General features: G+C 66.5%; 12 protein-coding genes. 7 read left to right on the top strand and 5 right to left on the bottom strand.

What is annotated here, in order from left to right; genetic code table 11:
• Window position 1: 1 nt before the first annotated feature.
• Complete coding sequence (locus CFB24_RS00960; protein WP_088518696.1) at window positions 2-472, bottom strand: hypothetical protein; 471 nt, start codon at window positions 470-472, stop codon at window positions 2-4.
• 112 nt (window positions 473-584) lie between these two features.
• On the opposite strand from CFB24_RS00960, the gene CFB24_RS00955 reads away from it, so the two are divergent.
• The 6 genes from CFB24_RS00955 to CFB24_RS00935 all read left to right on the top strand — a co-directional run bounded on the left by CFB24_RS00955 (window position 585) and on the right by CFB24_RS00935 (window position 9136).
• Window positions 585-1208: a TetR/AcrR family transcriptional regulator gene (locus tag CFB24_RS00955; protein WP_088518695.1), complete on the top strand. Its 624-nt coding sequence runs from the start codon at window positions 585-587 to the stop codon at window positions 1206-1208.
• A 122-nt stretch (window positions 1209-1330) separates the two neighbouring features.
• Entirely contained in the window at window positions 1331-2083 is a 753-nt protein-coding gene (locus CFB24_RS00950; RefSeq protein ID WP_088518694.1) for an SDR family NAD(P)-dependent oxidoreductase, read from the top strand.
• Between the two features lie 29 nt (window positions 2084-2112).
• Window positions 2113-3264, top strand: a complete 1152-nt coding sequence (locus CFB24_RS00945) for an efflux RND transporter periplasmic adaptor subunit (RefSeq protein ID WP_088518693.1) — start codon at window positions 2113-2115, stop codon at window positions 3262-3264.
• A gap of 20 nt (window positions 3265-3284) precedes the next feature.
• Entirely contained in the window at window positions 3285-6464 is a 3180-nt protein-coding gene (locus CFB24_RS00940) for an efflux RND transporter permease subunit (protein WP_088518692.1), read from the top strand.
• Window positions 6465-6632: 168 nt separating this feature from the next.
• Window positions 6633-7499 (top strand): hypothetical protein, encoded by an 867-nt coding sequence (locus tag CFB24_RS22940; RefSeq protein WP_158255201.1) that lies wholly within the window; start codon window positions 6633-6635, stop codon window positions 7497-7499.
• Between the two features lie 17 nt (window positions 7500-7516).
• Window positions 7517-9136 (top strand): phosphate ABC transporter substrate-binding/OmpA family protein, encoded by a 1620-nt coding sequence (locus tag CFB24_RS00935; protein ID WP_158255202.1) that lies wholly within the window; start codon window positions 7517-7519, stop codon window positions 9134-9136.
• Window positions 9137-9138: 2 nt separating this feature from the next.
• Here the strand turns inward: CFB24_RS00935 and glcF are convergent, their stop codons facing one another.
• Genes glcF through CFB24_RS00920 form a run of 3 tightly spaced genes read right to left on the bottom strand, consistent with a single transcriptional unit; the run spans window position 9139 to window position 13137 of the window.
• On the bottom strand, window positions 9139-10431 hold the full coding sequence (gene glcF / locus CFB24_RS00930) for a glycolate oxidase subunit GlcF (protein WP_088518690.1): 1293 nt from the start codon (window positions 10429-10431) through the stop codon (window positions 9139-9141).
• Between the two features lies 1 nt (window position 10432).
• Window positions 10433-11638, bottom strand: coding sequence for a glycolate oxidase subunit GlcE (glcE, locus tag CFB24_RS00925; protein WP_088518689.1), 1206 nt, complete (start codon window positions 11636-11638; stop codon window positions 10433-10435).
• 8 nt (window positions 11639-11646) lie between these two features.
• On the bottom strand, window positions 11647-13137 hold the full coding sequence (locus CFB24_RS00920) for an FAD-linked oxidase C-terminal domain-containing protein (protein ID WP_088518688.1): 1491 nt from the start codon (window positions 13135-13137) through the stop codon (window positions 11647-11649).
• 86 nt (window positions 13138-13223) lie between these two features.
• On the opposite strand from CFB24_RS00920, the gene CFB24_RS00915 reads away from it, so the two are divergent.
• On the top strand, window positions 13224-13604 hold the full coding sequence (locus CFB24_RS00915; protein WP_141098305.1) for a hypothetical protein: 381 nt from the start codon (window positions 13224-13226) through the stop codon (window positions 13602-13604).
• 106 nt (window positions 13605-13710) lie between these two features.
• Here the strand turns inward: CFB24_RS00915 and CFB24_RS00910 are convergent, their stop codons facing one another.
• Window positions 13711-14142: a DUF4399 domain-containing protein gene (locus CFB24_RS00910; RefSeq protein ID WP_088518686.1), complete on the bottom strand. Its 432-nt coding sequence runs from the start codon at window positions 14140-14142 to the stop codon at window positions 13711-13713.
• Window positions 14143-14323 lie beyond the last annotated feature (181 nt).

The raw sequence follows: 14323 nt of genomic DNA, 5'->3' as shown, positions 1-14323 counted from the left end.
TCTAGAAATAGTAGCCGTGCGCCCCCGCGACGGCGCCGAGGATCGTCGCGGCGAGCAGGCCAAGCAGGATGAGGTGCATCAGCGCCAGCCGCTTCAGCGCGCCGGCCGGGTTTTTGCGCGCCAGAACTTCCAACTTGTGCTCGAACAAGGGTTCGACGACGAAAACCATCGCCATGAACACGATCCACAGCAAGGCCATCGCCGGCATCCACCAGAAATGCGGATCGACAAACCTGTCCCACACGTCCATCCGGTAGGTCATCCACAGCCCCGCCGCGCCGGCGAGCGGAATCGACCATCGGACCTGCGCGGCGAAGCGGCGCTCCACCAGATTGAACAGGTCCAGCCCTTCGCCGGCCGGTCGCGACAGGGCCAGCGGCAGGATGACCAGCGTCACGAAGCCGACGCCCCCGATCCAGTGGACCACGGCCAGAACGTGCAAGGCGCGCGCGAAGAGAAGATCGTCAAACATCACCGCGTTCTAGTCGAGGGGGGCGCGCGTCGCAAGACAAGCCGGACGATGTGGCGGTAGGGTCTTGACTGTTCGGTCAAGACAGCTATATTCGACGCTCAGGAGAGAGGTGATGGGCGCTCAAATTCCCGAAACCAAGAGACGTCTGATCGCCGCCGCGCTGGAGCTGATCTGGCGCAGCAGCTACGGATCTGTCAGCGTGGACGATATCTGCAAGGCCGCGGATGTTCGCAAGGGCAGCTTCTACCACTTCTTTCCGTCCAAGGCCGATCTCGCCGTCGCCGCCATGGACCACGCGGATATCGAGCTGCGCGCGACCTACGACCGGATCTTCTCGCCGGCCTCTCCGCCGTTGCAGCGGCTCGAAAACCTCGCGGCTTTCATCTACGACGCCCAAAAGGAGTCGGCGGAGAAATACGGGCATGTCTGCGGCTGCCCCTGTGCTTCGCTCGGCTCGGAAATGGGCGCGCAGGAGCCGGAGATTCGCGCCAAGTTCGACGAACAGCGGCGTCACAAGACCCGCTACTACCAGAATGTCATCCGCGATCTCGTCGCGGAGGGCCTGCTGCCCGCCGACGCCGACGTCAAGGCCAAGGCGGACGAGCTGTTCGCCTATCTGATGGGCCGTGTGATGCTGGCGCGGATCGAGAACGATCTCGAACCGCTCAGGCGCGATCTGAAAAACGGCATTTTCCGCACGCTCGGCATTGCCGCCGAGACGACCCCGGCGGCCTGACCGCCCGGAATCGCGCCGCCGCGCCTGAAGATCGGAAGTCGCTTTCAAGCGGCTTTTTTTGGGGCATAGACTAGACTGACCGGTCAACTATTCGCCGGTCCCCTCATCGAAGGAACCTCAACATGACCGCTACGCTCGCAGGCAAACACGCCATCGTCACCGGCGCCTCGAAGGGTATCGGGGCGGAGATCGCCCGCACCCTCGCCGCCCATGGCGCGCAGGTCACGGTGAACTACAGTTCGGATCAAAGCGGCGCCGACAAGGTTGTCGCCGACATCGCCGCCGCCGGCGGCAAGGCGGCCGCCGTCCAGGCCGACCTCACCGCGCCCGAAGGGGCGAAGACGCTGGTGACGCAGGCGGTCGAGGCGTTCGGCCCCATCGATGTTCTGGTCAACAACGCCGGCGTTTACGAATTCGCGCCGCTCGACCAGATCACGCCCGACCATTTCCACAAGCAGTTCAATCTCAACCTGCTCGGCCTGCTGTTGACCACGCAGGAGGCGGCGCGGCGTTTCCGGCCCGAAGGCGGCTCCATCGTCAACATCAGCTCGGGCGTCTCGACGATCCTGCCGGCGAACTCGGCGGTCTATTCGGCGACCAAGGCGTCCGTCGACGCCGTCACCGCCGTGCTCGCCAAGGAATTGGCGTCCAAAAACATCCGCGTCAACGCCGTCAATCCCGGCATGATCGTCACGGAGGGCGTCAAGACCGCCGGCTTCGACCAGGGCGACATGCGCGGCTGGATCGAATCCGTCACGCCGATGGGCCGGGTCGGAAAGGTCGAGGAAATCGCCCGGCCGGTGCTGTTCCTCGCCTCCGACGCCAGCGCCTACGTCACGGGCGAAACCCTTCACGTCACCGGCGGCCTGCGCTGAGCCGGCGGCACCATTTGGAAGACGACGCCATGCCAATTTCAACACACAAGGTTTTCATGATTGCGGCGCTGGCCGGGGCCGGCGCCCTCGGGCCGCTGGCGTTCGGAACCACGGCGCCGCGGGCCGACGTCAAGCCGCCGCCCGCCGCCGTGCCGGTCAGCGTGGAAACGCTCGCCATGCGCGACATCCGCGTCTGGTCGTCGTTCTCCGGCCGGGCGCGCGCGGTCGATTACGCCGAGATCCGCCCGGAGGTCAGCGGCAAGATCGTCGATGTCAGATTCGTCGACGGCCAGACGGTTCAGGCGGGACAGGTGCTGCTGGTGATCGACCCGCAGCCCTATGAAGCGGCGGCGGCGCGGGCGGAGGCCAATCTCGCCTCCGCCACCGCGCGGGCCGAATACAGCCGCAAGGATCTGGAGCGGGCCAAGAGCCTGATCGGCAACCAGACCCTGACCCAACGCGATTTCGACGCCCGCGCCAATGCGGCGCGGGTGGCTGACGCCGACATCAAGGCCGCCGAAGCCGCGCTCAGGCAGGCGCGGATCGATCTCGACCACGCCTATGTCAAGGCGCCGATCTCCGGCCGCATCAGCCGGGCCGAGATCACGCAAGGCAATCTCGTGCAATCGGGCGCCAACGCGCCGCTGCTCACGTCCATCGTGTCGCAGAACGGCATCTACGTCGATTTCGACGTGGATGAGCAGACCTATTTGCGCACGGTTCGCGCGGCGGCGAAACAAGCGCAGGCGGAGAAAGCCATTCCCGTCGAAGTGTTCCCCGAAGGCGGCGACGCTTCCGCCATACCCGGCGTGATCTCCAGCTTCGACAACCGCATCAACACCGGCACCGGCGCCATTCGCGCCCGCGCCCGCTTCGCCAATGCGGACGGCGCGCTCGTGCCGGGCATGTTCGTCTCGGTGCGCCTCGCCGGAAGCGCCGAACAGCGCGTGGTGCTGGCGCCGGAGCGCGCCATTCAGAGCGACCAGAGCAAGAAATTCGTCTTCGTCGTCGGCGCCGACGACAAGGTCGCCTATCGCGAAGTCAGCCTGGGTCCGCAGGTTGACGAGGGGCGCCGCATCGTGCGCGCCGGGTTGAACGCCGGCGACCGCATTGTCGTGGACGGATTGCAGCACGTGCGGCCCGACACTTTGGTGCGCACGCGCGAAGCCGCCGCGCATTGACAGCCTCCGGGGAGAATTCCATGAACCTGTCCAGGTTTTTCGTCGACCGGCCGGTCTTCGCCGGGGTGATCTCGGTGGCGATCCTGCTCGCCGGTTTGCTCGCCATGTTCCAGCTGCCGATTTCGGAATATCCCGAGGTCGTGCCGCCGTCGGTGGTGGTGAAGGCGCTGTTCCCCGGCGCCAATCCCAAAATCATCGCCGAGACCGTGGCCATGCCGCTGGAGGAGCAAATCAACGGCGTCGAGAACATGCTCTACATGTTCTCGCAGGCCGCCAGCGACGGAACGCTGACGCTCACCATCACCTTCCGGCTCGGCTCCAATCCCGATCTCGCCACGCAATTGGTGCAGAACCGCGTCAACCAGGCGCTGCCGCGCCTGCCCGAGGTGACGCGGCAGCTCGGCGTGACCACGACGAAAAGCTCGCCCGACCTCACCATGGTCGTGCATCTGAAATCGCCGGACGCGCGCTATGACATGCTCTATCTGCGCAATTACGCCCGGCTCAACGTCAAAGACCAGCTGGCGAAAATCCCCGGCATCGGCAGCGTGCAGCTGTTCGGTTCGGGCGACTACGCCATGCGCATCTGGCTCAACCCGGACAAGGTGGCCGAACGCGGCCTGACCGCCAACGAGGTGGTCGGCGCCATTCGCCGCCAGAACGTGCAGGTCGCCGCCGGCGTGATCGGCGGCCCGCCCTATGGCAAGGGCGTCGAGGTGCAACTGCCCGTCAACGCGCAGGGCCGGCTCACCACCGAGGAGGAGTTTTCCGACATCATCGTCAAGCGCGAGGCCGGCGTCGTGACGCGGCTGCGCGACGTGGCGCGCGTCGAGATCGACGCCTCCGAATATGGCCTGCGCTCGCTGCTCGACAACCAGCCGGCGGTGGCGATTCCGGTGTTCCAGGCGCCGGGCTCCAACGCCATCGAAATTTCCAACCGGGTCCGCGCCACCATGGAGGCGTTGAAGAAGAATTTCCCGGAAGGCCTCGACTACAGCATCGTCTATGACCCCACCATTTTCGTGCGCGGCTCCATTGAAGCCGTGGTGCACACGCTGCTGGAGGCCGTGGCGCTGGTGGTGCTGGTGGTGATCCTGTTCCTGCAGACATGGCGCGCCTCGATCATCCCGCTGCTCGCCGTGCCCGTCTCCATCGTCGGCACGTTCGCCATCATGCTGGCGGCGGGGTTCTCCATCAACGCCCTGTCGCTGTTCGGCCTGGTGCTCGCCATCGGCATTGTCGTGGACGACGCCATCGTCGTGGTCGAGAATGTCGAGCGCAATATCGAGAACGGCCTGTCGCCGCGCGAGGCGACCGTCAAGGCCATGTCGGAAGTGACCGGGCCGATCGTCGCCATCGCGCTGGTGCTCTGCGCGGTGTTCGTGCCGATCGCCTTCATCAGCGGGTTGACCGGCGAGTTCTACCGCCAGTTCGCCCTCACCATCGCCTTCTCGACGCTGATCTCCGCCTTCAATTCGCTCACCCTGTCCCCTGCCCTGTCCGCCCTGCTGCTGCGCGGTCGCGACGCCCCCCGGGACCGGCTGACGCGCGGGATGGACCGGCTGTTCGGCGGGTTCTTCGCCCGCTTCAACCGGCTGTTCCATGCGGGATCGAACGGCTATGGCGGCGGCGTGCGCGGACTGCTCGGCCACAAGTCGGCGGCGCTGCTGGTCTATGTCGTGCTGCTGGGCGGGACCGCGCTGATCTTCGCGCGCACGCCGCACGGCTTCGTGCCGCTGCAGGACAAGCAATATCTCGTCAGTTTCGCCAAGCTGCCCGACGGCGCGACGCTGGAGCGCACGGAAAAGGTCATCCGCGAAATGTCCGACATCGCGCTGCGCGAACCGGGCGTCGAGAGCGCGGTCGCCTTCCCCGGCCTGTCGATCAACGGGTTCATCAACAGCCCGTCCGAGGGGATTGTCTTCGTGACGTTGAAACCGTTCGAGGACCGCAAGACCCCGGACCTCTCGGGCTTCGCCGTCGCGCAAAAACTGCAGGCGAAATATGCCGGCGTCTCCGACGCGATGATCGCGATCTTCCCGCCGCCGCCGGTGCAGGGGCTGGGGACCATCGCCGGCTTCAAGGTGCAGATCGAGGACCGCACCGACCAAGGCTACGAGGCGTTGAACGCGGCGTTGAAATCCGTGCTGGCGCAGAGCGCGAAAACGCCGGAACTGTCGCGGGCGTTCTCGAGCTACAACATCGGCACGCCGCAGCTGTTCGCCGATCTCGACCGCACCCGGGCGATGCAGTTGGGCGTGGACGCGCAGGACGCCTTCGACGCCATGCAGATCTATCTCGGATCGCTTTATGTCAACGATTTCAATAAATTCGGCCGCACCTACCAGGTGACGGTCCAGGCCGACAAGCCCTATCGCTCGCGCCCCGACGACATTCTCAGGCTGAAGACCAGGAACGCCGACGGTCAGATGACGCCGCTGGGCGCCTTCATACGGGTCAGCGAGACCACCGGGCCAGACAACGCCATGCGTTACAACGCCTTTCGCTCCGCCGACCTCAACGGCGCGCCCGCGCCCGGCTTCTCGACCGGACAGGCGCAGGCGGCGATCGCGAAAATCCTGGCCGACACCCTGCCCAAGGGCATGGATTACGAGTGGACCGAGCTGACCTATCAGGAGATTCTGTCGGGCGATACGGCGCTGATGGTGTTCCCGATCTGCGTGCTGCTGGTGTTCCTCGTGCTGGCGGCGCAATACGAAAGCCTGTTCCTGCCGCTGGCGATCATCCTGATCGTGCCGATGTCGCTGCTGGCGGCGATCGCCGGCGTCTGGCTGACCGGCGGCGAGAACAATTTGTTCACGCAGATCGGCTTGTTCGTGCTGATCGGCCTCGCCTGCAAGAACGCGATCCTGATCGTGGAATTCGCCCGCGAACTGGAACGGCAGGGACGCGCGACGGCGGACGCCGCGGTCGAGGCCGCGCGCCTGCGCCTGCGTCCGATCCTGATGACGTCGATGGCCTTCATCATGGGCGTCGCGCCGCTGGTGTTCTCCTCCGGGCCCGGCGCCGAAATGCGTCACGCCATGGGCGTCGCCGTATTCTTCGGCATGTTGGGCGTGACCCTGTTCGGCTTGTTCCTCACGCCGGTGTTCTATGTGCTGGCGCGGCGCATGGAGATGCGGCTGTCGCCCCTCCCCTCGCCCGCCGTTGCGGTCGAAGCCGCCGCGCCCGCCGAATGACATCGCCGGAGGCGCGCGCGCCTCCGGATTTTCTGCAGGATCGGCCTTAGAACCCAATCAATCGGAGGCCGTGACCTTTCGCCAGGAACAAAGGTTGCAAGAGAATCGTTGGGGTTAAGTTTGCGACGGCTCGCCGTCGCGCAAGATAGCCAGACGAGGGGTTGAAAATTGACCCTGCTCTCCTTGCGGCGCCTTTGGGCGTTGGCGCGCACGCCTTGCTGGCGGCGGCGCGACCGAACGCTCGCCGCGGTCATCCTGGCTGCCCTCCTCCTCGTTTATTCCGGCCGCCTTCACGCCCAGGGCGCCGCCGAAGCCGATGCGGCGGCGGCGGCGCGCGCCTGCATCGCCGCCAAGCAGAAGGGGGGCGACCTTTGCAATGACGTCGGCGCCTGCCTCGCGGATTACCGCAAGCGCTTTCCCAATGGCGCCTCGCGCGCCGATCTCGATTCCACCGCGGGTCGCCTGACGCTCGGTTGCGCCTTCGCGCGCGACGAACAGTCGTTCGATGTGGCGAAATCCTGCGCCGCCGCCGCGTCTTCGGCCTGTGCGGCTCAGAGCTGCCTCGCGCAATACCGCCGCGATTTTCCCACGGGCCTTCACTCCAGCGAAGCCTTGCAGCTCGAAACAGCCCGGCTTCAGGACTGCGTGCGCGAAAGCGAGCGCGCGAAACCGAGGGCGGCCCCCTCGGCCACCCCGCTGGCCGACGGCGATTACCTGGGCGACGCCGCGCCTGCGCCCGCTTGCGGCGTCGTCCGGCAGCGCATCGACATTTCCGCCTGCGGGGGCCGCATTCAGTGGCGGCACAAGGCTCCGCTCGCCGCCAGTCTGCCGCCTGCGCCGGTTCAATGGGAGGGGGAAATCGACGCCTCGGGCGACTTGCGCGCATCGGTGCGGGGCAATGCGAGCTTTGTCGCGCACGGCCATGTCGGCGCGACGGAGCGGCGGATCGAGATGCGTTATCCCGATTGCGCCTCGGCCATCGGCGTCGCCATTACCGGGCAGCTCGCCTCCGGCTGCTCGCAGAAACCCCCATGATCCGCCGGAGACTGAAGATGCCAGCCCTGCCGAACATCGCCTTTCTCGCTCTCGGTCTGACGCTCGCCGCCGCGCCCGCGGCCGCGCAACCGGCCTCGACCTCGTTCTGTTTTGTCGACGGTTCGCAGATCAAGGCGGAACGGTTTGAAAGCCGGGGCGGCAATTTCCAGCTCTACGTGCCGGGCTCGGCGACGCCGCTGCAATATCCGGCGAGCAGCGTCTGCTCGGTCAATGTCGATCCGTGCATTTGCGGCGGGCGCACACCCGCAGGGGCGGCTGCGCCCGCGCAGCGCGCGGACGGCGTGGATCGTTTCGGCGTTTACGGCTCCAACACGATCGGCGAGCGCATGATGCCCATGCTGATCGAAGCCTTTGCGAAAAGGACTTATGGCGCCGATCCCGTGGTGAAGATCACCAATGCCGAGGAAAAAGAAATCACGCTCGTGCAGGGCGGCGCGACAAAGGCGATCATTGACTTTCAGGCGCATGGCTCGGCGACGGGACCGAGCGCGCTGCTGTCGGGCAAGGCGCAAATCGCCATGACCTCGCGGCCGATCAGCGCCGACGAGGCGGCGGCGCTCGACCAGAAATACCAGGTCGATATGTTTGCGCCGGACAACGAACACATTCTTTCGCTGGGGGCCGGCGCGGTGATCGTGAACGCCGCCAATCCGGTGGCGCAGCTCACGCTGGAGCAAAGCGCGCGGCTGTTCTCGGGCGCGATCGCCAACTGGCGCGAGGTCGGCGGCCCCGACCTGCCCGTGACGATTTATCGGCGCGACGACAAGTCCGGCACGTTCGACCTGATGAAGGCCAAGGTGCTCGACCCTTCTGGACAGCAGATCGCGCGCAGCGCCAAATCTTTTGAATCCAGCGAACTGCTGTCGAGCAATGTCGCGCGCGATCCCGGCGGGATCGGCTTTGTCGAGGCGCTTTACGCCGGCGATAACGTCACCGTGCGCATCGCCTCCGCCTGCGGCATTGTCAGCGCGCCCACCGCCTTCTCGACCAAGACGGAGGAATACCCCATTTCGCGGCGTCTGTTCGCCTATACGCTCGGGCGGCCGCAATCGCCGGTCGCCAGCGACCTTCTCCGATTTTCTCTGTCCGACGAGGCCAGCGCGCTCAAGGTCGAGGCCGGCTATGTCGGATCGGAGATAGAATTTCAGGATGCGGCCGAGCAGGACGCGCGCACGCAGGTCATCGTCAACACGCCCCGCGCATTCCTGGGCGCGAATGACGACGTCCCCGCCGATGCGACGAAATTCTTCGCCTCGGCCATGAGCAGCATGCGACGCGCCTCCGTCGAACTCCGCTTTCGCAGCAATGACGCCAACCTCGACACGCTGGCGCTGCGCGACGTCAAACGGCTCGGCCAATTCCTTTCCAGCGCCGAAATCGCGGAAAAGCCCTTCCTCGTGGTCGGTTTCGCCGACACGGACGGCGGCTGGGCCAAGAATCTGAAGCTGGCCAAGCGCCGCGCGCAGATCGTCGCCAACGCCCTGAAGAAGGCCAGCGGCCTCGGGGTCTCGGACGCCAATGTGCGGTCGCTGTCCTATATGGCGCCGGTCGCTTGCAACGACACCGAGGCCGGCAAGGCGAAGAACCGCCGCGTCGAAGTGTGGATCGGCCGGTGAGTTCAGGAACAGACAGCCGACGGCAACGCTTTCGGCCTTGGACCGCCCGTCGCCCAGTCCAGCAGTTCGACCGTATGCACGACGGGAATGGCGGTGGCGGAGGCGATCTGGACGATGCAGCCGATATTGCCGGCGGCGATGACCTGGGGCCGCAGGCTTTCCAGATGGGCCGCCTTGCGGTCGCGCAGGCGAACCGCGATGTCGGGCTGCAACAGATTATACGTTCCGGCGGAGCCGCAGCAGAGATGGCTTTCGGGAGGGACGAACACGGCGAAGCCGGCCTGCTGCAGCAGGTCGCGTGGCGCCTGCGTCACGCGGGCGCCGTGCTGGAGCGAACAGGCGCTGTGATAGGCGACGCGCGCTCCCGTCGGCGCGACCGGGTCTTGCAGGCCGATCTCGGCGAGAAATTCGGTGATGTCGCGCGCCAGCGCCGAGACGTTTTCCGCGTCGTTCTTCAGCTCGGGATCGTCGCGGAACATAAAACCGTAATCCTTGACCGTCACGCCGCAACCGGAGGCGTTGATGACGATGGCGTCGAGGCCGCCGCGCGCGATTTCGCGCGTCCAGGCGCGAATGTTTTTTCGCGCGAAGTCGAGGCCCTCGGACTGGCCGAGATGATGGTTGAGCGCGCCGCAGCAGCCGGCGCCCTGGGGCGTGATCACCTCGCAGCCATGCCGCGCCAGGATGCGCGCCGTCGCCGCATTGATCTGCGGCGACAGCACGGTCTGGGCGCAGCCGGTCAGCAGCGCGACGCGACGGCGTTTCGCGCCGCGCGGCTCCGGCGCGGCGGCGGCGTCTCGGGCGCGGCCGGCGGCCTTGGGCGCCATCGCCAGCGCCGCACGCGGAATTTTTGGCAGGAGGCGGGCTAAGGGCCGCGCCATCGCCGCGCCCAGCAGCGCCAGACGAAACAGCCGGGGGCGCGGCAGAACCAAGCCGAGCGCGCGGCGGTACAGGCGGTCAAGCCAGGGCCGACGATAGGTTTTCTCGATGTGATGCCGGGCGTGGTCGACCAGATGCATATAATGGACGCCCGACGGGCAGGTGGTCATGCACGACAGGCACGACAGGCAGCGGTCGATGTGCTTGACCACCTCCGGTTCGGCGGGGCGGCCGTTTTCCAGCATGTCCTTGATCAAGTAGATGCGGCCGCGCGGGCTGTCGAGCTCGTCGCCGAGCAGCACATAGGTGGGACAGGTCGCCGTGCAGAAGCCGCAATGGACGCAGGCGCGCAGAATCTGCTCGGACGAGGCGACGTCGGGATCGGCCAGTTGAGTCAGCGAGAAACTGGTCTGCATGTCACACGCCCTCTCGCATCCGTCCGGGATTGAACAAGCCAAGCGGATCGAAACCGGCTTTCACGCGCGCTTCCAGCGCCGCAAGCGCCGGTTCGACGGGTTGGAACACCTCGACGCTGGCCCGCGCCGTTTCGGGCGCGACCACCAGCGTGGCGTGGCCCTGCCCGTCCAGCGCGCCGCGCACCACAGCCGCGCCGCAGTCCGGCCCGGCCTCGGCCGGGTCCAGGCTCAACCAGACGAGGCCGCCGCCCCATTCATAAAACGCCTCGGCGCCGGGAAGTTTTTCCCGAACCGCGGCCACGATCGCCGCCGCGCGGCTCGGCGTCGGGCAGGCGCGCCAGACCAGGGGCGCGCCATCTGGCAGCAGCGCCCGCACTTCGGCGACCTCCCGCCAGAAAAGCGCTGACGCCTCGGCCTCCAGCCGAACGCCGCCGCCAAATAGTTTTTCTGTTTCCGCCGCCCGATAAGCGACCGAAGGCGCGGGGCCTTCGAGCCGCAGCGCGGTCAGCGGCCCCTCGGCGGCGAGGTGGGCGCGTCGCGCGGAAAGCTCCGGCAGATGCGCGGCGGCGGAGATTTCGTGCGGCGTGTTGAGGGCGCGGGCCATCACGTCGAACGCCTTGGCGTCGGAGAGGCCGGGCAGCAGCAGCGTGCATTGCGTCTCCGGGCGCGGCGCGACTTTTAGCGTGACCTCGGTCAGGATCGCCAGGGCGCCGAAGGAACCGACCATCAATTTGCTCAGGTCGAAGCCCGTGACGTTCTTCACCACCTTGCCGCCGGCCTTGAACATTTCGCCGCGTCCGTTGACGGCGGAGAAGCCCAGGATGAAGTCGCGCGCGGCGCCGGCGCGCAGGCGGCGCGGACCCGACAGATTGCACGCCAGCACGCCCCCGAGCGTGGGCGTTCCGGCGCCGCCCAAGAGATTCAGCCATTGCGGCGGCTCGAAAGCGAGCATCTGGCCTTCGGCGCGCAGCGCCTCATCAATGTCGGCCAGCGGCGCGCCGGGCCGCGCGGTCAGCACCAGTTCGCGTGGCTCGTAGCTGACGAGGCCGGCGAGCTTGGACAGGTTCAGTTGCTGCGCGGCGCGGACGGGCCGGCCGAACGCCCGCTTGCTGCCGCCCGCCACGATTTCCAATGTGTGGTTTTCGGCGCCGGCGTGGCGGACGATTTCCGCGATCTCGCGCGCGTCATGGGGGCGATGCAGCGTCACGGCGCGCCTCAAAATCGCGGCAGATCGGGATGGGGCAAGGCGCCGCCGCGCACATGCATCCGGCCGAGTTCGGCGCAGCGGCACAATCTTGGAAACACCTTTCCCGGATTGAGCAAATTCGCCTCGTCGAAGGCGCATTTCAGCCGCTGCTGCTGGGCGAGATCGATCTCGTCGAACATCACGTCCATCAGGTCGCGCTTTTCGACGCCGACGCCATGCTCGCCGGTGAGCACGCCGCCCACTTCGACGCAGAGCCGAAGAATGTCGTCGCCAAATCGTTCGGCGCGCTCGAGTTCCCCGGGCTTGTTGGCGTCATAAAGGATCAGGGGATGCAGATTGCCGTCGCCGGCATGGAACACATTGGCGACGCGCAATCCATATTTCGCTTCCAGTTGTTTCATGCGCAGCAGGACCGCGCCGATCTCCTTGCGCGGTATGGTTCCGTCCATGCACAGATAGTCCGGCGAGAGGCGGCCGACAGCCGGAAAAGCGGCCTTGCGCCCCGCCCAGAACAGCAGGCGCTCCTGTTCGCTCTGGCTGGCGCGGCAACTGGCGGCGCCATGGTCGGCGGCGATCTTTTCCACGCGGGCGACGAGATGATCGACCTCGGCGGCGCAGCCGTCGAGTTCGACGATCAGCAGCGCCTCGGCGCCGAGCGGATAGCCGGCGTGGACGAACGCCTCGGCGGCTTCGATCGCGAGCTTGTCCATGATTTCCATGCCGCCCGGAATGATCCCCGAACCGATCACGGCGGCGACGCAATCGGCGGCGCCGCGCACGCTCGGAAAGCCGATCAACAGAGCGCGCGCGCCGGGCGGCGTGGGCAGGACGCGCACCGTGACCGCCGTGACCACGCCAAGCAAGCCCTCCGACCCGACCAGCACGCCCAGCAGGTCGAGCGCGCCGGAATCGAAATGCTTGCCGCCGAGACGGATCACTTCGCCGTCGATGGTGACGAATTCGACTTCGATCACATTATTGGTGGTGAGGCCATATTTCAGGCAATGGACCCCGCCGGAGTTCTCGGCGACATTGCCGCCAATGCTGCAGGCGATCTGGCTCGAAGGGTCGGGCGCGTAATAGAGGCCGTGGCCCTGCACGGCGTGGGAAATGGCCAGATTGGTGACGCCGGGCTGGGCGACCACGCAACGGTCGGCGACGTCGATCTCCACAATGCGATTGAACTTGCTCATGCCCAGCAGCACGCCGTCGGCGAGCGGCAGGGCGCCGCCCGACAGCGAGGTTCCGGCGCCGCGCGGCACGACGCGGATCGCATTGGCTTTGCAATAACGCAGGATCTCGACGACTTGCGCGGTCGTCTCCGGCAGAACGACGACCATCGGGGTTTGCCGGTAGGCGGTCAGCGCGTCGCACTCGTAAGCGCGTCGCTCGCGTTCGCCGTCGATCACGCCTTCGCCGGGCGCGATTTTTCGCAACGCCGCGATGATCTCAGCGCGACGCGCGAGCACGGCCCGATCGGGTTCGGGCATCGCCAGCATGTTTCCCCCCGCCGCCGCTGTTGGTCGCGGCCGTTTGCGGAATCGTAACCGATATTCCCCGAGGCGATAAGCTTGCTGGCGGCAAATTGGTTCCGCCCGAGCTTGCTTTTATGTGCTCCTGCGCCGACGCGAGACCGGGATGGGCCTCCCTGTTCGGCGCCGATCATGTTGCGGCGCGGCGCCGATGGGAACTGAATCAAGCCCGTCACGTTTCAGGTCCGATCGCCAAATTTGAGCTGCTTGAGGCCGCCGCCATGATGACACGCGAGGTTGAACCCATTTTGCGGGCGTACGAGCGAATCTGCCCGGCCTGCAAACGCTTGCCGTTGTCGTTGCACTTCGCGCGCTGCCGGGCGAGCGGCTCGCTTGGGTTCGTCCGCAACGCCCATGAAAACATCTATGCCCGCGACAACGATCCAGACCGGCCGACAGGCCGGGGGATGGTCACGAAGTCAGGGACGACATAATTCGGCGCGTCGCGCCTTTCACAGCGGCTTCCAGAATCGCCCGACCGATCGGACCCGAAGCCGCGGGATCGCCCCGCGCTCGGACCCGATCAAGCGCCTGAGCGGATTACTTCACCTCGATCTCGATCACGTCCGAAGTCACCGGAGGATCGTGGGGAATGTGGTTGCCGTCGCCAAGGATCAGCTGCAGTTTATGCCGGCCGGGCGGCAATTCCAGCCGGGTCTCGGTCTGCCCGCCGCCGAAATGCTTGATCTGAGCGCTGGCGGGCAGCGGTTGATCGAGTTCGTCGCCTTTTGGCGTCTCAGTGTCGATCAACAGGTGATGATGGCCCACGCCCGTCTTGTCCACGCCCGCCGGCGCCACGCCCGCGCCGACCAATCCAAACTTCACCTCGAAAGTCTTGTCGACGACGGCGCCATTGGCCGGCGCAATGAAATAGACCCGCGCGGCGCTTGGCCAGTACGGCTCGGCGCGCAACCCATGGACGGAAACGGCAAGCGCCGCGGCGGAGATCAACGACGCGAAAATTCTGTGCATGGCTTTCTCCCATAAAATGACATTTGGCGGCGCGCGCCGGCCGGCGAGCTCAACCGGCGCGATCGCCGGATAACGCGCAGCCCGCGCTTGCGTTCCCCGCCCCGCCCTCGTCCGGGCGCGGATTGGGACGCCGGGGCGCGTCAGCCCGTCGGGCCGGCAAGCTTTCGATCGCATGATGAGC

Source organism: Rhodoblastus acidophilus, from assembly GCF_900187365.1.
Classification (GTDB): domain Bacteria; phylum Pseudomonadota; class Alphaproteobacteria; order Rhizobiales; family Beijerinckiaceae; genus Rhodoblastus; species Rhodoblastus acidophilus.
Note: the sequence above shows the minus strand (reverse complement) of the source record. Positions and strands in the feature narration are given on the sequence as shown.